Genomic DNA, 21,517 nt, shown 5'->3' on the forward strand with positions numbered 1-21,517 from the left:
ACGTCAGAGCAGTTGCGGGGTAAAGGTTCATGTAATTCCTTTAAACGCGGTTGCGCTGCAGGCTTCACCAAAGACGTTACCCTGTTTTGGTGTGTGGCCGGCCATCCCAACCCTTGGCGGGACCCGAACCTACTCGCATCTGGTCTACAACTTGTCCTGTAGAACTACCTGCTGACCGAACAAGAGTAGCCCTTCGGCTGCTTTTTACCACCGGACGAGCGCTTCTGGTTGGCTGCAATTTGAAAACCCCACACCTACGGGTCAGGTATCCTCACAACGAAATATCCTGGAAATCCTGGATAGCTTCGCAAGCGCCAACTACAGAGGTCTTGGCCTACCGTCACCCTGGACCCCGACCTCCATCCCCTCACCGACCATTCGTCTTTCGCCATTCGGCAAAGAGCGACAAATTGTTCTCATCCGTCGCGGGGTACAGGCCGATGATCGTGTGGCCTGCCTTGACGCGTTCGGCGACAAAATCCTCGTAGGCGGTCATCTCGACTGCCTCGTCGGCGATGTCGTCGGCAATTTCCAGTGGGATGATGATGACGCTGTCATCGTCGCCGACCACGATATCGCCCGGGAATACGGCGACGTCGCCGCAGCCGATCGGGACGTTGATGTCGATCGCTTCGTGCAGGGTGAGGTTCGTCGGGCTGGAGGGTCGGTGATGATAGGCGGGAATGTCCAGTTCGCCGATCACCATTGCGTCACGAAAGCCGCCATCGGTCACGACGCCTGCCCCGCCGCGCACCATCAACCGGGTGATGAGGATATCGCCGGCGGATGCCGCGCGCGCATCCTTGCGGCTGTCCATCACGAGCACATGGCCCTGCGGGCAGGTCTCGATCGCGTGTCGCTGCGGATGTTGCGGGTTGCGGAACACCGTCATGGGATTGCGGTCCTCGCGCGCCGGCATGTAGCGTAACGTGAACGCAGGCCCAACCATGTTGCGGCCCTTCGGCTTGACCGGCCGCACATCCTGGATCGTCTGGTTCCTGAGGCCACGCTTGTAGAGCGCCGAGCAGAGCGTCGCGACGGAGACGCCCATCAGTTTGTCACGGGTTGCGGGGTTCATAGTTTCTCCTTGATGCTTGCTCAGTTGATCGCCGGCTCGGTCACCTTGGCGCCGAAGTCCGTCTTCAGGAAATCGAAGTCGCAGCCCTTGTCGGCCTGCTCGATATGTTTGGTGAACATGAAGCCGTAGCCCCGTTCATAGCGCGGTTCCGGCGCCACCCAGGCGGCGCGACGAGCGTCGAGCTCTTCGCCGGAGACCAGCATGTTGAGGCTGCGCGCCGGAATATCGAGTTCCACCATGTCACCGGTCTTCAGCAGCGCCAGCGGGCCGCCGACAAAGGCTTCAGGCGAGGCATGCAACACGCAGGCGCCGAAACTCGTGCCCGACATGCGCGCATCGGAAATCCGCACCATATCGCGCAGTCCGAGTTTCAGAAGCGCCTTGGGCATCGGGATCATGCCCCATTCGGGCATGCCCGGCCCGCCTTGCGGCCCGGCATTGCGCAGGACCAGCACGGTTTCCGGCGTCAGCGGATAATCCGGGTCGTCGATGATCGTCTTCAGTTCGGCATAGCTGTCGGCCACCAGTGCCGGGCCGCGGTGCTTGTGGAATTTTGGATCGCAGGCGGCGGGCTTGATCACCGCTCCATCGGGGCAAAGGTTACCCTTCAGCACGGCGAGAGACCCTTCATGATAGACAGGATTGTCGAGCGGCCGAATGACGTCCTCGTTGTAGATCTTGACCTGATCCAGACCGTCGGTCAGCGGCAGGCCGGTAACGGTGATCGCCGTCGGGTCGAGCTTGTCGCCCAGTTGCTTCATCAGTGCCCTGAGGCCGCCGGCGTAGAAGAAGTCTTCCATCAGATAGGTGCTGCCGGACGGGCGGATATTGGCAATGACGGGCGTGGTACGACCGATCCGGTCGAGGTCATCGAGTTCCAAGGGAACCCCGGCCCGGCGGGCCATGGCGATCAGGTGAATGATCGCATTGGTCGAACACCCCGTCGCCATCGCGATCGTCACCGCGTTGTTCACGGCAGCCGGCGTGATTACCTTGTCCGGCGTCAGATCCTCCCACACCATCTCGACGATCCGCCGCCCGCAGGTGGCCGACATGCGCTGGTGGTTGGCATCTGCAGCCGGAATGGAAGAGGCGTTCGGCAGCGTCAGCCCCATGCCTTCGGCAATCGCCGTCATCGTGGAAGCCGTACCCATCGTCATGCAGTGACCATAGCTTCGAGCGATACCGCCCTCGATCCCCTGCCATTCCTCCTTGGAGATGGTGCCAGCCCGTCGCTCGTCCCAGTATTTGAACCCGTCTGTGCCCGACCCCAGCGCCTTGCCGGCATAATTGCCCCGCAGCATGGGTCCGGCCGGCAGGTAGATGAAGGGAACGCCCATCGATACCGCTCCCATGACAAGACCCGGCGTGGTCTTGTCGCAACCACCCATCAGGACAGCGCCATCGACCGGGTGCGAGCGCAGAAGCTCTTCCGTCTCCATGGCCAGCATGTTGCGGTAAAGCATCGTGGTCGGCTTGACGAAATTTTCAGAAAGCGACAGCGCCGGCAGCTCCATCGGGAACCCGCCCGCCTGCAGCACGCCGCGCTTTACCCATTCCACACGCTCACGAAAATGCATGTGGCAGGGCTGCGCATCCGACCAGGTGTTGATGATCGCGATGATCGGCCGGCCTTCCCAGTCTTCCGGTGCATAGCCCATCTGCATCGTTCGCGACCGATGTCCGAACGACCGCTGATCATCCGGCATCATCCAGCGCGCCGAGCGCAGTTCTTCGTAAGTCTTCCTGCCTGCCATTCCAAACTCCCGTGCCGCGAGGGCAATCTTCCAAGATCAATTCGATCGCTTATTCGGTAAACGCCTCTTCGCGTTTGCGGCTGATGCTCGGCGCCAGAACGAGCGCGAGAACGGCGACGGCGAAGATCAGCAGCGACAGGCTGAGCGGGCTGCGCACGAAGATCGACGGATCACCCTGGCTGATCAGCATCGCGCGACGCAGGTTCTCTTCCAGCATCGGTCCGAGAATGAAACCGAGAAGCAGCGGCGCCGGTTCGAAGCGCATCTTGCTGAGCGCGAAACCGACGACGGTGAAGCCTGCCATGACGAAGACGTCGAACACGCTGTTGTTGATGCTGTAGGCGCCGATGCAGCAGAAGCCGATGATGGCCGGAAACAGCAAATGATAGGGGACCGTCAGCATCCGCACCCAGAGCCCGATCAGCGGCAGGTTGAGGATAACGAGCATCAGATTGCCCGACCACATCGAGACGATCATGCCCCAGAACAGCTCCGGCTCGTCTGAGATGACGTTCGGGCCGGGCGTGATGCCCTGGATGATCATTGCGCCCACCATCAGCGCCATCACCGGGTTGCCGGGAATGCCAAGCGTCAACATGGGGATGAACGAGGTTTGCGCGCCGGCATTGTTGGCCGCTTCGGGCGCAGCCACACCCTCGATCGCCCCTTTGCCGAATTCGGCCCGGTTGGGAGAGATCCGTTTTTCCACGGCGTAAGAGGCAAACGATGCCAGCATCGCCCCGCCACCCGGCAGCACGCCGAGGAAGGAACCGAGTGCTGTGCCGCGCAGGACCGGCGCGATAATCCGCTTGAAATCCTCCTTGGTCAGCATCAGGCCGGTCACCTTCTTGACGCCGACGGAGCGTTCCTGCTCGCTTTCCAGATTGCGCAGGATTTCGCAGATGCCGAATATGCCCATGCTGACGGCGACGAAATTCAGTCCGTCATAGAGTTCCGGAATGTCGAAGACATAGCGCGGCGTTCCGCTTTCGACGTCTGTCCCGACCGTGCCGAGGATCAGTCCGAACACGATCATCGCGAATGCCTTGAGCAGCGATCCGCTGGCAAGCGCCACGGACGCGACGAGGCCGAGAACCATCAGCGAGAAATATTCCGCCGGCCCGAAATTGAGGGCGACCGCGGCAAGCGGCGGTGCTGCGACCGCAAGCAGGATCGTCGCAACTGTGCCGGCGAAGAAGGATCCGAGAGCTGCGGTCGCAAGCGCTGCTCCGGCGCGGCCGTTTCGGGCCATCTGGTAACCGTCAATCGCGGTGACGACGGACGAGCTTTCGCCGGGAAGGTTGATGAGCACCGCCGTCGTCGAGCCGCCATACTGGGCGCCGTAGAAAATACCGGCGAGCATAATGAGGGCCGATTCCGGCGGCAGTCCGAAGGTGATCGGCAAAAGCATGGCGATCGTGGCCGTCGGGCCGAGGCCCGGCAGCACGCCGATCGCGGTGCCCAGGAGACAGCCGACAAAGCCGTAGAACAGGTTCATCGGCATGAAGGCGGTCGAGGCGCCGAGCCAGAGGTTAGATAAGAGATCCATATGCAATCCAATCCGGTTTCGTCGGCTGCCCTAAGGCATCAGATGCGAGCGTCAGATGAGTTCGCCGATAAAGGGCACCCATGGGCCGAAGGCGCTGACAGGAAGCGAAAGGAGTTTTGTGAAAAGCAGAGAGGAACAGACCGCGAGAAACAGTCCGAGCAGGATCGAGTGCCGCCAGTTTGCGTATCTGCTTGCGGTCGCGACCCCGACGATCATGAGGAACATCGTAGGCGCAAGACCAAGGCCCGCGAGCAGCAGGCCGAAGGCGACCGGCGCCGCAATCACCAAGGCATAGGCCTTCCAGTTCCAGACCTCCGGCTCGCTCGCCTCGACGCCAACCATCATCGCCTGCACGATGATCAGCCCACCGATCCCGATCAGGAGCAGGCTCAGCATGATCGGGAAATAGCCGGGGCCCATCTGGAACGAGGTGCCGACTTCGAGTTCGCGGCCGAACCAGATGAAGAGCAGTCCGGCGCAGATCATCGTCACGCCGCCGACGAAGTCGCGGCCGTTTCTAATTTTCAGCATGGCTTGATACTCGGGTGTGAAAGATGTGCCGGCCGGAGACTAGATCCGGCCGGCAGATGGTCTCACTGCAGCGGCACGTTGGCGGCCTTGATGACTTCGGCCCACTTCGCCGTTTCCTTGTCGATGAAAGCCTGGAACTCGGCAGACGTGTTGCCGACAGGTGTCACGCCCATCGCTTCGAGCTTTGCCTTCATCGCGGGATCGGCAATGATCGCCTGCACTTCCTTGCTGAGCTTTTCGACGATTTCCGGCGGTGTGCCGGGAGGCGCAAAGAGCCCGTGCCAGGAGGTTGCCTCGAAGCCGGGGATGACGCTTGCCATGGTCGGCACGTCAGCGAGCAGATTGGCCTTTTCCAGACTGGTGACGGCCAGCGCCTTTACCTTGCCGGCTTTTACCTGCTGTGCGGCCGTGGGAATATTGTCGAACATCATATCCACATGTCCGGCGACAACGTCCAAGATTGCCTGGCTGCTGCCCTTGTAAGGGACATGCGTGATCTTGATGCCGGTCTTTGTCGCGAGCAGCTCACCTGCAAGGTGAATCGATGTGCCGACACCTGACGAAGCGTAGGTATGTTTGCCCGGCTCCGTTTTCAGGAACGCGACCAGTTCCTCGACAGTGTTCGCCTTGATCTTGTCCGTGTTGACGACAAGCACGTTTGGCAGGCTGGCGATCAGCGAAATCGGCGCAAAGCCCTTTTCCCGGTCGTAAGGCAGGTTCTTGTAAAGTGTCTGGTTGATCGCGTTCGAGCTCACTGTCCCCATGCCGATCGTGTAGCCATCGGGCTTGGAGCGGGCGAGATCGCCAAGGCCGATATTGCCGCCGGCGCCTGGCTTGTTCTCAACGATGAAACGCTGGCCCAACCGCTTGTCGAGTTCTTCCGCGACGAGGCGGCCGAATGTGTCGGTATTGCCACCGGCCGCAAACGGAACGACGACGGTCACGGTCTTTGTCGGATAGTCCTGTGCGCGGCTACCCGTCAAGCCGGCCACAGATATCGCGGCCGTAGCGGCCGCCAGCGTCATCAAACGCTTGAGGTTCATAATACTTCCTCCACTTGTCCGGTATCTGGCCGGTCCCATTAAACCACTCTTCGAAATCCTCCTCCCGAAGAAATGGAAGCGCTTTCATTCTATCGTCAAAATCTCCACCCGCAACCTCGAAGAGAAAATTTAAAATTGTTTGGAATCAGATTGATACGCACCTGACAGTACAATTTATCCTGTTCGCACTTGATTAGTTCTAAAATGAAAGCGTAACTCATTTTGAGAGGGACGTTCACGATGACAGACGATTTCAATAGCAAGCGCATGACGAGCAACAGCCCGGTGACACTTGCCGATATCGCGAAGCTCGCAGGGGTCTCGCCTGTCACTGTGTCCCGTGCCATCAACACGCCCGCTCTGGTCAAACCACGAACGCTGGAGGCGATCGAGAAAGTCATTGCGAGGACGGGCTATGTGCCCAATCTTCTCGCGGGCGGCCTTGCTTCCCGAAGGACCAGGCTCATCGCCGCGATCGTTCCCTCTGTGGCCAGCACCATCTTTGCCGAAACGATCGAGGGCCTCAATGCCGAACTGGTCTCTGCCGGTTATCAGCTTCTGCTCGGCCTCTCCGGCTATGAGCCAGCGCGCGAACTGGAACTGACCCGAGCCATTCTCGCTCGCCGGCCCGATGGCGTGATCCTTACCGGCATCACACATCTCAAGGAAACCCGGGCGATGCTGACGGGCGCCGGCCTACCAATCGTCGAGATCTGGGATTCGACACCCTCGCCGCTTGATACTGCCGTCGGGTTTTCGCATGCCGCTGTCGGCGCACTGGTTGCCGAGCATCTTCTCATCCGGGGATATGACCGTTACGCACAGGTCGGCGCCAACGATCCCCGCGCCGTCCAGCGCCGCGATGGTTTCGTCAGCCGCCTGAGAGGCGTCGCCGATGTCGAACTGCCGGACCTGGAAATGAATTCGCCCTCCACCTTCCGCGACGGAAGGCTGGCGATGGCGCAGCTTCTCGATCGCGGAAAGGGAACTCTCGGGGTCTTCTGCTCGTCGGACGTGGTTGCCCACGGGGCACTGGCGGAAGCTTACGCCCGCGGATGCCGCATGCCGGACGAACTTGCCATTGTCGGGTTCGGTGATTTCGACTTTGCGCCTCACACCCACCCGCCGCTGACCACCGTGCGCATCGATCGCCGCGATATCGGAACCAAAGCGGCCCAGTCGATCCTCAGAAAGATTGCTGGCGGCAAGGATGTGGAAGCGATGATCAATATCGATTTTCACATCGTTGTCCGTGGAACCGCCTGAGTCTCAGTGCCTCAGGCCCGCTTGCCGAACTCCGCCGTGCCGCGTGTCCAGTGGGCAGCCTGTTCCGAAAGCGTGATCCCGAGGCCCGGACTGTTTGGTACCAGCATGCGCCCATCTCTGATCTCGAGCCGTTCGTTGAACAGCGGATCGAGCCAGTCGAAATGCTCCACCCACGGCTCCAGCTCATAGGCTGCGGCAAGATGCAGATGGATCTCCATGGCGAAATGCGGGGCGAGCTGGAGTTTCTTTGTCTCGGCCAGCGCACAGATCTTCAGAAACGGTGTGATGCCGCCCACTCGCGGGGCGTCCGGCTGGATGAAATCGACCGAATTGTTCTGGATCAGTGCCACATGCTCCAGCACACTTGTGAGCATCTCACCGGTGGCGATGGGCGTATCGAACTGGGCGGCAAGCGCGGCATGCCCCTCGACGTCATAGGCATCCAGCGGCTCCTCGATCCAGGTCAGGTGATAGGGCTCCATCAGGCGGCCGAAGCGCATGGCGGTCGGGCGGTCCCATTGCTGGTTGGCATCGACCATCATCGCCGCCCGCTCGCCGATACGCTCGTGCACGGCAGCAACTCGCTTGAGGTCGAGTGCTAGGTCGGGCTGGCCCACCTTGATCTTGATACCGCCGATACCGTCGGCAATCGACTGTTCGACATTCTCGAGAACCTCCTCGATCGGAGAAGAGAGAAACCCACCAGAAGTATTGTAACACTGCACGCTATCGCGATGCGCTCCCAGCAGTTTTGCGAGGGGCAGTCCTGCGCGCTTGGCCTTGAGGTCCCACAGCGCCACATCAAAAGCCGCGATCGCCTGCACCGCAAGCCCGCTGCGCCCAACCGATGCCCCCGCCCAGCACAGCTTGTTCCACAGCTTGCCGATATCGTTCGGATCCTCGCCAATCAGCACATCGGCAATTTCCTTGGCATGCTCGTACTGGCCAGGTCCTCCGGCGCGCTTGGAATAGCTGAACCCTATACCGGAATGGCCATGCTTCGTCTCGATCTCGGCAAACAGGAACGCCACTTCGGTGAGCGGGCGTTGCCGCCCGGTCAGCACCTTCGCATCACTGATCGGTGTCTTCAGCGGCAGGAAGACCGAAGACAGCTTGATCCAGGCAATGCTATCCGCCTCAACAACGGTTTGCGATGCAGTCTTCGTTTCCAAGTGCGCGTCCATCTCTCCACCCCGTCTGGTCCTTTGCCCGCAAGGAGCGTCCTGCTTGACGAATACGCGTTCAATCAAGTTAAGTCCAAATCGAAAATTGTCGCTCAGCGATACAGGAATTGAATAGATGCTCGATATGGTTCAGGTGAAATCCTTCGTCGCGGTCGCGTCGGAACTCAATTTCAGCCGTGCCGCGCGACAGTTGAACATGACCCAGCCGCCACTCAGCCGGCAGATCAGGCTGCTGGAACAGCAACTCGACGTGACGCTCTTCGAGCGCAACAGCCGGCGCGTCACGCTGACCCCGGCGGGCCTCGCGTTTCTCGCAGAAGCGCAAAAGCTTCTGGCACAAGGTGATGCAGCGATAACGGCGACACGTCGCGCCGCCCGTGGCAGCGCCGGCTCCATCCGGATCGCTTTCGTCGGCGCCGCAACCTACGGCTTTCTGCCGCGCTTCATATCAGCCGCCCGGACGCTGACGCCGCAGATCGAACTCGACCTGGTGCAGATGGAAACGGCCGAACAGTTGCAGGCCATCAATCGCGGCGATGTCGACCTCGGCTTCTCCCGCCCGCTTTCCGGCGCGCATCAATTGCAAAGCCTGTGCGTTGTGCAGGAACCGATGATGCTGGCCATCCCGCGGGCACACCCGCTGGCATCGCGTCGAAGGCCCACGCTGGAGGCGCTGAACGGCGAACCGGTCATCATGTTCTCACCCCAGGCCCGCTATCTGCACGACAAGCTCACGGCACTGATGACCGACAACAACATCACGCCCCATATCGTCCAGAGCATGACGCATTCACAGGCAATCCTGTCGCTGGTGAGCGCCGGCATCGGCCTCGCCCTCGTCCCCGCAGCAACCCGCCACGCATGCTTCGACAACGTCGTCTTCCGCCCGCTCGACCTCAGGCAGGAATGCATTGCGGAACTGCACGCCATATGGAGCAGCGAAAACCGCAATCCGCTATTGCCGGAGATTCGCGCTCTTGTTGGAAGCTCCGCAGTGCGTGATCTCTCCAGCTAGATCTGCAGAGGCAGTCGACGCTCGATTTCAAGACCATCTCTCGCCAATCCAGTTCTCGGACGAGTCTTGGATCGTTAATCGGGCCTCGTGCTGCCTGACCCCACTCTTTGTGGCTGAGTGCCCCAGAATAGGTGATCGCAGCATCAGGATCCGTCAGCGCTGCATGACTGCAGCAGCGTTCCTGTCCGGGCCTTCGAACTCTCAGTCGTAGCTTACAGCAGTCCGAACGTCTTCAGCGTTTCGCCGATGCGGGCATCCTGCTCGGCATTTGGCAGCAGCGCCGGCTGGCGGCTGGCGCCGACGGAGGGGTCCTGCAGGTAGAGCGCGCGCTTGACCATGGCCGGCGGGAAGCCGTGGGCGTAGAGATCGGTTCGGAAAGCGGTGTAGATGTCCTGCTGACGTTCGGCTTCTGCGATATCGCCTGAATTGAATCCGCCGACGATGCCGGCCAAGGCGTCAGGCATAGCGTTTCCGAGACCGGAAATGCAGCCCGCAGCGCCGTTCTGCAGCGCCCAGAGCACCAGATGGTCGGGACCGGAATAGACTTCGAAACCGTCGACGTCCTTGGAGACCTGAAGATAGGCGGCGAGCGTTTCCTGCGCGCCACCGGAATCCTTGATGCCCGCGATATTACCGTGGGTCGCCAGTTTGCGGGCGGTTTCCGGCTCGATATGGTTCTGGGTACGGGCGGGAATGTCATAGAGATAGACCGGGGTGTCGACCGCATCAGCGACCGTCGAGAAGTGGCGGACCAAGCCATCCTGCGTGCAGGCGATGAAGAACGGCGTGATGACGGCGATGCCGGTCACGCCGATCCGGTCGAATTCCCTAGCAAGCTGCAGCGTCTCGAATGTCGCGGGCATGCCGGCATTGACGATGACATCGACCTTACCGCCGACTTCGTCGACCACTTCCTCGAGCAGCCTGATCTTTTCGCCGTGGGTCAGCGCCGAGAAATCGCCATTGGTGCCGGCGCACATGATGTTGTTGCCGGCCGCCACTTGGCGGCGCACCTGGGCGCGCGTGGCCTCGTAATTGATGGTCTCGTCGTCGTTGAAGCATGTCACGATCGCGACGAAGGCTTTCTTGGTCATTATTCTACTCCGGGATCAAATCTGGGAAACGCGTGCGAGGCGCGCATTGCGGTTTGCGGCCTGCACATCCGGATCCGGATCGAGGCTCGCGGCAAGAAGCGCCTGCGTATAGGGCATTTGCGGATTGTCGAAGACCTGCGCGACAGTGCCGAACTCGACGACCTCGCCCTTCTGCATGACCATCACGTAATCGGCGAAATCGCGCACCAGCGGCAGGTCGTGGGCGATGAAGATAAAGGCGATGCCCATCTTCTTGCGCAAGCCGTCGAGCAGCCGGATCACCTGCGCCTGGACAGACACGTCGAGTGCCGACACGGCCTCGTCGCAAACGATCAGTTGCGGCTCGAGCGCAAGGGCGCGGGCAATGGCGATGCGCTGGCGTTGACCGCCGGAAAACTGGTGCGGGTAACGCCCCATATGCTCGGGCGACAGGCCGACCTGATCGAGCAGTTCGGCGGCGCGCGCCCGCCACTTGGCTTTGGGCAGGATTTCCGGGTGGATGACCCAGGCCTCGGAGATCAGCTGGTAGACCGTCATGCGCGGGTTGAGCGACTGGGTCGGGTCCTGAAACACCATCTGCAGATCACGGCGCAGCTTGAACAGGTCGCCCGGCGACATCGTGAACAGGTCTTTGCCCTTCCAGCGCGCGGTGCCACCATCCGGCTCTTCGAGGCGCAACAGCACGCGGGCAAGCGTCGATTTTCCCGACCCGCTTTCGCCAACGACGGCGACGGTTTCACCCGGCTTCAGCTCGAAGGACACGCCCTTCAGCGCTTCGAAGCCCCCATAGAACTTGCGGACATCCTTGACGCTGAGGATCGATGCGCCGTGTGCGTCCGGCTCATGCATGTCGCCCTTGCCGGGTGCAGCCGCAATCAGCTTTTTCGTGTAGGCATGCTGCGGGTTACGATAGACGTCGCGCACCGTACCGCTCTCGACAAGCTGGCCCTTTTCCATCACGACGACGCGGTCGGCGACCTCAGAGACGACGCCGAGATCGTGGGTGATGATCAGAACACCCATTCCCGTTTCGCGCTGCAATTCCTTCAAAAGTGCCAGCACTTCCGCCTGCACGGTGACATCGAGCGCGGTGGTCGGCTCATCGGCAATCAGCAGGTCGGGTTTGAGCGCCAGCGCCATGGCGATCATGACGCGCTGACGCTGGCCGCCGGAAAACTCGTGCGGATATTTGTCGAGCGCAGCTTCAGGATCCGGCAGCGCCACGCGCTTGAAGAGACGCAAGGCTTCGGCCTGCGCCTGTGTGGTGCTGATGCCGTGGGTTTTTAGCGCCTCGCGCATCTGCCAGCCGACGCTATAGACCGGGTTGAGGTGGCTGAGCGGATCCTGAAAAATCATCGCGATGCGCCGGCCGTTGACCGCGCGGCGAGCCTCCCCCGACATTTTCAAGAGATCCTTGCCGTCGAGAAGGATCTCGCCGGACGTGATCTTGCCCGGCGGCATGTCGATCAGGTTCATGATCGCCGCTGACGATACCGATTTGCCAGAACCGCTTTCGCCGAGGATGGCGAGCGTTTCGCCACGGTCCAGATAGTAGGAGATGTTGCGTACGGCGTGGACGGTGCCGGTCACGGTGTGAAAGTCGACGGAGAGATCGCGGACCTCGAGAAGATGATCAGCCATTTTTCGATCCTTTCATTTCCAGGCGCCAGCGCTGGACCGGGTCGAGCGCGATACGCAGCCAGTTGGACAGAAGGTTGAGCGACAGCGTGGTCAGAATGATTGCAAGCCCGGGCCAGAAGGACAGCCACCAGGCATTGGTCAGGTACTGGCGCCCCTGAGAAATCATCAGGCCCCAGGTGATTTCCGGCGGCTGGATGCCGATGCCAAGGAACGAAAGTGCGCTTTCGGCCAGCATCACATAGGCGAAGTCGAGCGTGGCAAGCGTCATCAGCGTCGGGAAGACGACGGGCAGGATGTGGCGAAAGAGGATACGCTTCGACGATGCGCCCATGACACGGGCGGCTTGCACGAACATGCGGCTCTTGATTTCGAGAACCTCCGCGCGGGTGGTGCGCAGATAGACCGGAATACGGGTGATCGACAGGACCAGCATCAGGTTGAGGATGGAGGAGCCGAGAATATAGAGCACGATCACCGCGACCAGCAGCGACGGGAAGGACATGATGACGTCGGCGATACGCATGATGATCTGGCTCGTTCGCTCCGACGCGAAGCCGGCGATCAAGCCAAGCAGCGTGCCGATGACAGCGGAGATCAGCACGGCACCGGCAGCGACCATGATCGTGTTTTGCGTGGCGACAATGATGCGCGGCCAGAGCGGGCGACCCAGCGCATCGGCTCCGAGCCACATAAACCAGTCGCGGCTGAAATCGAACGGTGCCAGATTGCGGCCGCGAAGGTTCTGCTTGGTCGCGAGATCATCGAGAAGGGTCGGGCCGATGATCGCCATCACAATGACGAACACCAGAAATATCGCGGCGCAGAGCGCGAACTTGTCGGCCCACAGCATACGCGCCATGCGGACGAAGAAGCCCGGCTCGGCGGCGATGGTATTGTCGGGCGTGGGGGATGGGACGGCCATTGTCATGTCGATCCTCAGTAGCGGATGCGTGGATCAAGCAGAGCGTAGGCAAGATCGATCACGAGGTTCATGAGGAAGATGGCGAAAGCGGTGACAAGGATCGCCGCCAACACGACGTTGAAGTCTCGCTGCAGGATGCTGTCGATCATGAGCTTGCCGACGCCCGGGAAACCGAAGATGGTTTCGACGATGACCGCGCCGTTGAGAAGGCTGGCAGCCTGATCGCCGATGACGGTTATGACCGGCAGCATGGCGTTGCGCAGGGCGTGGATAAAGATGATCGGCCCCGACTTGACGCCCTTGGCGCGGGCCGTCTTCACATAAGGCGAAGACAGCGCCGAAATCATCGAGCCGCGGACCACCTGAACGATGATACCGAAGGGGCGCACGAACAGAACGCAGATCGGCAGGATCCAGTGCGAGAGCGTGCCGGTGCCCGAGGTCGGCAGCCAGGACAGCTGGATGGCAAACACCACGATTGCGACGATCGCGAGCCAGAAATCCGGGACGGAAGCACCGATCAGCGACACCATCGACGAAAACCGGTCGAAAAAGCCGCCGGTTCGAAACGCAGCCAGCGAGCCGACGACGATGGCCGCGATGGTGACCAGCGTCATGGTGATGACGGCAAGCCACAACGTCCAGGTGAAGGCTTCGAGAACGACATCGAGCGCCGGGCGCGCCTTGCGCAGGCTCTCGCCAAGATCGCCGGTGACGACATTGCCGACATACTGTCCGAACTGCACGAGAAGTGGCTGATCGAGACCGTGCAGCGCACGAAACTCGGCCTTCATCTCGGCGGACGCTTCGACGGGGAGAAACAGGGAAGCCGGATCGCCTGTCAGGCGCGACAGGAAAAACACCATGACCAGCAACCCGACGAGCGAGATGAGGCTGGCAAAGGCGCGCTTGCGAACGAAAGTGAGCATGGTGACCTCGATCTTGCTGGAATGGACGGCGGCAGGAGCGCCGCCCATTTCACTTCGATTGGGACGATCAGAATACGTCCTCGGAGTATGGTCCGCGTTAGTTCTTGATGCCGATCTCGGAGAGCTGCAGCATCGAGTTGGTGGCGATGCTCGGCTTGAAGTCGAGACGTTCGGACACGCGGGAATAACCAACCATGTGGAAGAGCAGAACGTCAGCGACGAGATCGTCGTGGACGTAGGCGATCAGCTCCGACCACAGCTTTGCACGTTCATCACCAGTGGCAGCGGAGGCGCGGGACACGAGGTCATCGACCTTCGGATCGGAATAACCCGACTGGGTGCCCTTCGAGTCGTATTTGAAGAACATGGTGAAGGACGGATCACCCTTGGAATTGTCGTGCATGGCGGCAACGATCTGCGGACCGCGACCTTCCTTGAACGGCTTCGAGTAGTAAACCTCGTGCTCGGCTACTTCGACAAACCGGAGGTCGATCTTGAAGCCGACATCCTGCAACTGAGCCTGGATGGCTTCCATGATTTCCGTCACGTTCGGGAAATTGGCCGTCCGCGCGACGACGGTGATCGGCGTGTCGACTGCAACACCGTCAGCTTTTGCCTCATCGAGCAGCTTCTTCGCCTCGTCCGGATCGTACGGGAAAACTTTCACATCCGGATTCCAGCCGAGTGTCGTCGGCGGCACAAGCGCCGTTGCGAGAACCGCGTCCTGCGGCACGAGCGTGCCGATAAAGGCCTCCCGGTCGATGGCGAGGTTCAGCGCCTTGCGGACGCGGACATCATTGAGCGGCGCGATATTGCCATCGATGCGAAGATAAACGGTTTCGCTGTCGAGATAGGAGAAGTCCGTCTTCTCGTTGGTCGCTTCCACCTGCGAGATCGACGGAGCAAGATCCGCTTCGCCGGTCTGAACCATGGCGGCGCGCACGGCCGGATCGGAACGGAAAAGGTAGGTGGCCTTGGTAACGGCGGGCTTCTTGCCCCAGTAGTCGTCACGCGCGTCGAGCACGATCTGCTGGCCCGGTGTCCAGTTGGACAGCTTGTACGGGCCGGTGCCGACCGGCTCGCGGATGAATTCGAGCGGCGTGCCCTCGGGAACGATGGTCACGAGCGACAGCAGCAGCGGCAGGATCGGCTGAACCGGATCGACCTTGAAGTCGATGGTGGTGTCGTCGACGATCTTTACGTCGAACTTCATGCCGCCAAAGTAACGGCGGGATTCGCAGATGTTCTTGTCGCTGAAAATGCGATCGAAGCTGTATTTGACGTCCTTGGCGCCAAAGGCTTTTCCGTCGGAGAATGTCACGCCTTGGCGCAAATGAAAGCGCCAGGTGCCGTCGCCGGTCTGCTCCCACTTTTCGGCGAGCCGCGGCATAACGCCCTGCTTGCCGCGCACATCGAGCTCGGTCAGCGTTTCGCTGACATTCTCCATGATGACGCGGCCGATATTGGAGCGCGTCGCCATGCAGGGCTCAAGCAGGTCGGCTTCCTCAGGCAAGACGATTTTGATGTCGCTCGACGCAGCCTGCGCCGGAGAAAAACCGGTACCAAGTGCAAGGACGGAGCACAGAAAGGCTCCAAATAGATGCGAAGTTTTCATGTCATTCTCCTCCCTCTAGCTGCGGATCGCACTGGTCAGTGCTCATCTTGCGATGGTCTCCCGACTGTGCGCTTCAGGCATTCCTCCGTGTGGCCCTGTGCGTCGGTCGGGATGCCTCCGTCCGTTTCGTCGCCGTAAGCGGGCTGACGCAGACCATCTGATGTCTGACCAAGTTTGTCAAATTAATTATTCCGCTATAGGATTTGGACAAACTTTCGTGAGGATAAATCCATTTATTATCATGATGATGAGGCTGAAGAACTGGCCTCAATCTTCAAATTTCAACGTCTTTCAAACTTGACAACTTTGTTATTTTGGTGATTTTCACGGGGGCAAGAGGAGACGCCGATGACGCCTGAACAGATTGCAACCGTCATGACCGGCACGGTGAAAGCCGTCGGAAATGGACGACACGAGGCCACGCTGGCTTCCCCGATGATCCAGAACCATGCCTCATTCCTGCACCTTGCCAAAGACGGCGCGCTGATCTGCGCCTGGTTCGGCGGCACGCTGGAAGGCAAGTCGGATATCTCGATCTTTGCTTCCGTTCTGGCGCCGGGGTCTGACACATGGGGCGAGCCGCAGCGGTTGAGTTTCGACCCCGCCCATTCCGAACAGAACCCGGTTCTGTTTGCGGCACCTGAAGGCGGCCTGCTCCTGTTCCACACGTCTCAGCCTTCAGGCAATCAGGACGAATGCCGTATCCGCATGGCGGAGGTAAATCGCGATGCCGGTGACGCGACCAAACTGACGGTCAGCGATGGACGCTATCTCGATTTGCCGCGCGGCTGCTTCGTTCGAGCACCGCTGACCGTTCGCGACGATGGAGCCTGGCTATTGCCGATCTTCCGCTGCATCCAGCGTCCTGGCCAGAAATGGAACGGCAGCCATGATCGCGCAGCCCTCGGCATTTCCGAAGATCACGGCAAAACTTGGCGTCTGGACGACCTCGATCAGTCGACCGGCTGCGTCCATATGAGCCCGGTGTCCATAGGAGACAACAAGTACGCCGCCGTGTTCCGCCGCAGGCAGGCCGATTTCGTCTATCGCACCGAGAGTGTCGACGGCGGCCGTACATGGTCCGCGCCCGAAGCGACCGACGTTCCCAACAACAATTCATCGATCGCCGCAACCCGCCTGCAGGATGGCCGTATCGCGATGATCTGCAACCCGACCAATGCGGACATGTCCACAGACCGCCGCGCCTCGCTTTACGACGAGTTGGGCGAAGGCGACGACCGGCCGGATGCCAATCCGGATGGCGGCTGCGTGCCGATCTGGGGTGTGCCCCGTGCGCCGGTTGCCGTCTGCATTTCCGACGACGGAGCAAAAAGCTTCTCGCAGCGGATCATCATCGAGGATGGTCCCGGCACCTGCCTGTCGAACAATTCGATCGACGGTCACAACAAGGAAATGTCCTATCCGTCGCTGCTTGAGGGTAACGACGGCAGTCTTCATATCGCCTACACCTATTACAGGCGCGCCATCAAATACGTTCGTCTGGCGCCAGGCTGGGCCAGTTCAGCAGCGGGAGAACAAGCATGAGCAACATCATCGGCATCACCATGGGTGACCCCTGCGGCGTCGGACCCGAGATCACGGTACGGGCGCTTGCCGAAATGAGCGACGCGGATCGTGCCGTCACCCGCATCTACGGAAACCTGCCGACGCTGGAAGCCGCCCGCAAGGCGCTGAACGTCGAGATCGATCTTGCGGCCTATGTCGTTGACCTGCCGATCGAAGGGGCACCGCTACCCTGGGGGCAGCTTTCACCGGTCGCCGGCGATGCAGCTTTCCGCTTTATCGAAAAGGCCGTGCGCGATTCCGAAGCCGGCGTGATCGGCTGCATTGTGACAGCCCCGATCAACAAGGAAGCGCTCAACCTTGCCGGCCATCACTACGACGGCCATACGGGTATGCTGCGCAGCCTGACGAAATCGGCAGCCGCCTATATGCTGCTCGCTTCGGAAAAGCTGAAGGTCATCCACGTTTCCACCCATGTCTCGCTGCAGGAAGCGATCCGCCGCGCCACCACCGAACGGGTGCTGGCCACCATCAAGGCCGGCAACAATCACCTGAAGCGCACCGGTTACGAGCGTCCGCGCATCGCCGTCGCCGGTATCAATCCGCATTGCGGTGAAAACGGCCTGTTCGGCACCGAGGATGACGACCAGATCGCGCCGGCTGTGGCTGCCGCCCGCGCCGAAGGCATCGACGCCTACGGCCCGATCTCGGCAGACACCGTGTTCCACCGTGCCTATTCCGGCGGCTTCGACCTGGTCGTCGCGCAATACCACGATCAGGGCCATATCCCGATCAAGCTCGTCGCTTTCGATACGGCCGTAAACGTCTCTGTCGATCTCACGATCGACCGCACATCCGTCGACCACGGCACAGCCTTCGACATTGCCGGCAAGGGCATTGCCAACCACGGCAACATGCTGTCGGCCATCGCCTATGCCCGCAAGCTGGTAGCCGGCGGCAAGGGAGAGCAGACATGAGCAGCGCTCCATTAATCGTCTTGCATCAACCAAAACGACTTGTCATCGGCGCCGGTAGCGTCGGCGAGGTCGGCAACTGGGCTGGAGCGGTTTCCTCCGCGCTGGTAATCGCAACACCGATTACCGCTGGTTTCGTCGACCGGTTGAAACTGCCGGGCAAGGTTACCCTGTTCGACGCCATTCCAGGCGAGCCGGAGATCGAAACGCTTGATGCCGCACTGGCGGCAGCGCGCGCCGCAAAGCCGGATCTCGTCGTCGGCCTCGGCGGCGGTTCCGTCATGGACGTGGCCAAGCTTGTCGCGGCCCTTTGGGATAGCGAGCAGACCCTGTCCGATGTCGCAGGACCCAACAAAGTGGCGGGGCGCAGCACGCGCCTGGCGCAGGTTGCCACCACGGCTGGAACAGGCTCCGAAGCCGGCATACGCTCGCTGATCACCGATCCCGTAAAGGGCGCGAAGATTGCCGTCGAATCCCCTCACCTGATCGCCGATCTTGCAGTGCTAGACCCGGAACTCACCTACTCGGTTCCGCCGGCGGTCACCGCTGCAACCGGAGTCGATGCGATGGCGCATTGCGTCGAGGCCTTCACCAGCAAGCGTTCGCATCCGATGATCGACGGTTTTGCGCGCATGGGCATTCACCTCGTCGGCAAGTTCTTGGGCCGCGCGGTCAAGGACGGCGCAGATCGTGAGGCCCGCGAAGGGCTGATGCTGGCGTCCTATTACGGCGGCATCTGCCTCGGGCCTGTCAATACCGCGGCAGGCCATGCCATCGCCTATCCGCTCGGCACGCTGCTGCATCTGCCGCATGGACTGGCCAATGCCATCGTGTTTCCCCACGTCTTGGCGTTCAACGCGCCAGTGGCAAAGGACAAGACTGCGGAAGTAGCACAGGCGCTGGGGCTAGGCCAAAATCTCTCGCAGGCCGACCTGTCCGCGCAGGCCTATGGCTTCTGTGCTGATCTCGGCATCGAGATGTCATTGGCAAAACATGGCGCGACCGAAGCCGATCTTCCGCGCTTTGCCGCAGATGCGCATGCCATCCGTCGCCTCATGGACAACAACCCGGCCGATATGAGCGTGGATGACGTTCTGGCGATCTATCGCGCGAGCTTCTGAGAACCTCGCTCCAGTGAAAAAGGCGGTGCCGCCAAGCGCCGCCTTTTGCGTCTCATACCGAAGTCAAATCGCTCGCGATCCTCAAGATCGAGCCTACAGATGCGACGACTGAAAGAGCCTCTCCCGCGATCCCTTCAGATGCTCGAACATCAGACGGCGCGCATCATCCTCGTTGCTGTTGGCGATCGCCGTCGCAATCGCTTCATGCTCGCCAAATACGCGCGACAGGCCGGACGCTTCCCGCTTGATCGAGGCGCCGTGAAATTTCATGCCGACGGCAATATGATCCTTCAGGGCTTCCATGGCGGTGGTAAAATAATTGTTCTGCGCGGCGCGGGCGATGGCGAGGTGGAACTGAAAGTCGGCATCCTCGCGGTGTGACTGACGGTTCGTGGCATCGCGCAGCAGTTCGAGCGCCTGGCGGATCGCCTTCAGACTGTCGGCATCGTGACGGGCGGCAGCGGCAGCGGCGGCAGCCGGCTCCATCGTCAGGCGGAATTCGTAACAGTTGAGAAGGTCTGCGACGTTTTCCAATTGGCCGAAACCGAGGGGATTGCGCAAGCCCACCGAGCGGACGAAACTGCCGGCACCGCGCCTTGAATAGATCAGGCTCTGGTCGCGCAGCCGTTTCAGTGCTTCGCGGATGACGGGTCGGGACACCTCGAATTCGGCGGCCAGATCGTGTTCCGTCGGCAGGCGCTCGTCGGGCTTGTACGCACCGGACTTGATTGCGCGCAACATCCGCTCGAACACGATATCCGCAAGGCCCTTGCGGGCGGTTCCCGTTTCCAGTCCCATCGTCAACCTGCCTTTCGCAGGACCATGTCTGCAATTTGCTTCAACGTATGGGGATGACCGAAGCCACCCGATTTTGCAATAATGCAGCGCCCTTGTGCCGACGCAAGACCAAGACCCGGCAGGCATTCGCCATGCAGACGCAGCCTCGACAGGCCCAGCCGACGCAGCACCGCCTCGGCCGTCGCTCCACCGGAGAGAAGCAGCGTTCCGTCGTAACCGGCAAGGTTCTCGTGCACGCCGTCAGCCAGAGCTTCCGCCACAAGCTGCGCATCGACCTCTTCCTCACCCGGTGTCGCCTGCACGAGCATCAGATCAGGTCTTGTCCCACTTTCCGCGTCCAGCCGGCCGTTCGGCGCAGGCAGATACGTCAGGCTGTGGCCGTTGCGCAGGGCGTCGATCTGCGCAAGCGTGATCGGATCGCGCGAACCGATGACAAATGTGATCGGACCGGAAGGGATGGTCGCTGCCTTCGCGTCGACCTTGTTCGTCATGCGACGGGCGAGCGCTTCTGCAAGACCGCGAGCGCCGATCAGCAGATCGGTCCCGTTGTTCTCAGCGACGTCGAGCGCAACGTCCATGTCGGCGGCTGAGCTAGCGTCAGGGATATGGGAACGAGCTGTGTGCGCACCGAGCCTGTCGGCGATCACGATCGGAGCGTCGATACCAAAGCCGGTGACACATCCGTTCGCAACGACCCGACCGAACTCTGGTATCCCAGGCGCAACGAGGGCATGGGTGAAAGGGATGGCGTCCAGTTCGGCAACGATATTTCCCTTGAGGCGGGAATCGACCTTCTTGAACAGCCGCGTTCCCGGCGGCAGCAAGGCGATTGCCGCAGCCGTGGCGGCACGTGCGTCGCCGGCACTTGTTTCGCGGGTGTTGAGGTTGATGGACAGCACAGCGGGGCGATCGGCGACGATCCCAGTAATTGCATCAAGGTTGAGCGCCACGTCGGTGCGAATACCTCGCCCGGCAAAAGGCGCCGCCGAGTCGAGCGCACCGGTCAGGTCGTCCGCAAGAATGACTAACATACGCCTCCACCTACTTATGTTGTAAGCTTTATACCACGGAAAAGCGCTTATGAGTCAACATGGGTATGGAGTGAAATGACAAATGTAAGGCCACCGTCGACCACGACGTGACTGGGCCAGCTGACGCGCTGCTCGACTTTTTCGTCGACATTGCGAATCTTGGCGAGCGTCTTCGTCTGGAGCATTCCTACAGCCTCAGCTTGCTATCTGTCGCACAAATTGCCAGATCGAGGCAGGCTTGGATCGCGTCCATTTGAGACACGGTCGATCGGTTTAGGAGCCGTCAGCCGTCACGCGGCTGCTTTACATAACACTGATGCTCCTGCCTGACTGCCCGCCTCAGCAGGACACCGAGAGAGCATGGTGCGCGATCCGCCACCCGACAAGGCAAGCGCAAACCGCTGCGATCCGCACCAAAGGCCTATGCTTCGCATCTTTGACGGAG

At 60.9% G+C, this 21,517-nt stretch carries 18 protein-coding genes; 5 read left to right on the forward strand and 13 right to left on the reverse strand.

All coding sequences use genetic code 11. The annotated features are described in order from the left end of the window. Nucleotides 1–367 precede the first annotated feature (367 nt). The 5 genes from IFT59_RS15585 to IFT59_RS15605 form a co-directional block, all read right to left on the reverse strand. Nucleotides 368–1,078, reverse strand: a complete 711-nt coding sequence (locus tag IFT59_RS15585; protein ID WP_192087434.1) for a ribonuclease activity regulator RraA — start codon at nt 1,076–1,078, stop codon at nt 368–370. Between the two features lie 20 nt (nt 1,079–1,098). Beyond that, nucleotides 1,099–2,835, reverse strand: a complete 1,737-nt coding sequence (gene araD / locus IFT59_RS15590; RefSeq protein ID WP_192087435.1) for an L-arabinonate dehydratase — start codon at nt 2,833–2,835, stop codon at nt 1,099–1,101. A gap of 49 nt (nt 2,836–2,884) precedes the next feature. Further along, nucleotides 2,885–4,384 carry a tripartite tricarboxylate transporter permease gene (locus IFT59_RS15595; RefSeq protein WP_192087436.1) on the reverse strand — a complete coding sequence of 500 codons (1,500 nt, stop codon included), beginning with the start codon at nt 4,382–4,384 and terminating at the stop codon, nt 2,885–2,887. A gap of 51 nt (nt 4,385–4,435) precedes the next feature. Beyond that, on the reverse strand, nt 4,436–4,915 hold the full coding sequence (locus tag IFT59_RS15600) for a tripartite tricarboxylate transporter TctB family protein (RefSeq protein WP_192087437.1): 480 nt from the start codon (nt 4,913–4,915) through the stop codon (nt 4,436–4,438). 62 nt (nt 4,916–4,977) lie between these two features. Further along, nucleotides 4,978–5,958: a Bug family tripartite tricarboxylate transporter substrate binding protein gene (locus IFT59_RS15605; RefSeq protein WP_192087438.1), complete on the reverse strand. Its 981-nt coding sequence runs from the start codon at nt 5,956–5,958 to the stop codon at nt 4,978–4,980. A gap of 240 nt (nt 5,959–6,198) precedes the next feature. Here IFT59_RS15605 and IFT59_RS15610 point away from each other — a divergent pair, with 240 nt between their 5' ends. Then, the gene (locus IFT59_RS15610) at nt 6,199–7,224 is read left to right on the forward strand and encodes a LacI family DNA-binding transcriptional regulator (RefSeq protein WP_062577739.1); all 1,026 of its coding nucleotides are present in this window, start codon (nt 6,199–6,201) and stop codon (nt 7,222–7,224) included. A gap of 11 nt (nt 7,225–7,235) precedes the next feature. On the opposite strand, the gene IFT59_RS15615 is transcribed toward IFT59_RS15610, so the two are convergent. Next, a complete protein-coding gene (locus tag IFT59_RS15615; RefSeq protein ID WP_249407610.1) occupies nt 7,236–8,396 on the reverse strand; it encodes an L-talarate/galactarate dehydratase in 1,161 nt (386 codons plus the stop codon). A gap of 127 nt (nt 8,397–8,523) precedes the next feature. Between IFT59_RS15615 and IFT59_RS15620 the strand changes: the two genes are divergently transcribed. After that, nucleotides 8,524–9,423 (forward strand): LysR family transcriptional regulator, encoded by a 900-nt coding sequence (locus IFT59_RS15620; protein ID WP_192087440.1) that lies wholly within the window; start codon nt 8,524–8,526, stop codon nt 9,421–9,423. Nucleotides 9,424–9,635: 212 nt separating this feature from the next. Here the strand turns inward: IFT59_RS15620 and IFT59_RS15625 are convergent, their stop codons facing one another. The 5 genes from IFT59_RS15625 to IFT59_RS15645 form a co-directional block, all read right to left on the reverse strand. Next, nucleotides 9,636–10,517 carry a dihydrodipicolinate synthase family protein gene (locus IFT59_RS15625; RefSeq protein ID WP_192087441.1) on the reverse strand — a complete coding sequence of 294 codons (882 nt, stop codon included), beginning with the start codon at nt 10,515–10,517 and terminating at the stop codon, nt 9,636–9,638. 15 nt (nt 10,518–10,532) lie between these two features. After that, on the reverse strand, nt 10,533–12,158 hold the full coding sequence (locus tag IFT59_RS15630; protein WP_192087442.1) for an ABC transporter ATP-binding protein: 1,626 nt from the start codon (nt 12,156–12,158) through the stop codon (nt 10,533–10,535). Then, nucleotides 12,151–13,080 carry an ABC transporter permease gene (locus tag IFT59_RS15635; protein WP_446737836.1) on the reverse strand — a complete coding sequence of 310 codons (930 nt, stop codon included), beginning with the start codon at nt 13,078–13,080 and terminating at the stop codon, nt 12,151–12,153. Before IFT59_RS15635 ends, IFT59_RS15630 begins: the two co-directional genes overlap by 8 nt. A 14-nt stretch (nt 13,081–13,094) precedes the next feature. After that, nucleotides 13,095–14,009, reverse strand: a complete 915-nt coding sequence (locus IFT59_RS15640) for an ABC transporter permease (protein WP_192087444.1) — start codon at nt 14,007–14,009, stop codon at nt 13,095–13,097. Nucleotides 14,010–14,106: 97 nt separating this feature from the next. Then, nucleotides 14,107–15,624, reverse strand: a complete 1,518-nt coding sequence (locus tag IFT59_RS15645; protein WP_192087445.1) for an ABC transporter substrate-binding protein — start codon at nt 15,622–15,624, stop codon at nt 14,107–14,109. Nucleotides 15,625–15,972: 348 nt separating this feature from the next. On the opposite strand from IFT59_RS15645, the gene IFT59_RS15650 reads away from it, so the two are divergent. From IFT59_RS15650 to IFT59_RS15660, 3 genes are read left to right on the forward strand one after another with little or no spacing between them, the layout of a single operon-like run. Then, nucleotides 15,973–17,169 carry a sialidase family protein gene (locus IFT59_RS15650; protein WP_113166330.1) on the forward strand — a complete coding sequence of 399 codons (1,197 nt, stop codon included), beginning with the start codon at nt 15,973–15,975 and terminating at the stop codon, nt 17,167–17,169. After that, a complete protein-coding gene (pdxA, locus tag IFT59_RS15655; protein ID WP_062459984.1) occupies nt 17,166–18,125 on the forward strand; it encodes a 4-hydroxythreonine-4-phosphate dehydrogenase PdxA in 960 nt (319 codons plus the stop codon). Before IFT59_RS15650 ends, pdxA begins: the two co-directional genes overlap by 4 nt. Further along, a complete protein-coding gene (locus IFT59_RS15660) occupies nt 18,122–19,243 on the forward strand; it encodes an iron-containing alcohol dehydrogenase (protein WP_113166328.1) in 1,122 nt (373 codons plus the stop codon). Before pdxA ends, IFT59_RS15660 begins: the two co-directional genes overlap by 4 nt. 93 nt (nt 19,244–19,336) lie before the next feature. On the opposite strand, the gene IFT59_RS15665 is transcribed toward IFT59_RS15660, so the two are convergent. After that, nucleotides 19,337–20,041 (reverse strand): FadR/GntR family transcriptional regulator, encoded by a 705-nt coding sequence (locus IFT59_RS15665; RefSeq protein WP_062459988.1) that lies wholly within the window; start codon nt 20,039–20,041, stop codon nt 19,337–19,339. 2 nt (nt 20,042–20,043) lie between these two features. Further along, nucleotides 20,044–21,072, reverse strand: a complete 1,029-nt coding sequence (locus tag IFT59_RS15670) for a four-carbon acid sugar kinase family protein (protein ID WP_192087446.1) — start codon at nt 21,070–21,072, stop codon at nt 20,044–20,046. Nucleotides 21,073–21,517 lie beyond the last annotated feature (445 nt).

Source organism: Rhizobium sp. CFBP 8752, from assembly GCF_014842035.1.
GTDB classification, from domain to species: domain Bacteria; phylum Pseudomonadota; class Alphaproteobacteria; order Rhizobiales; family Rhizobiaceae; genus Neorhizobium; species Neorhizobium soli.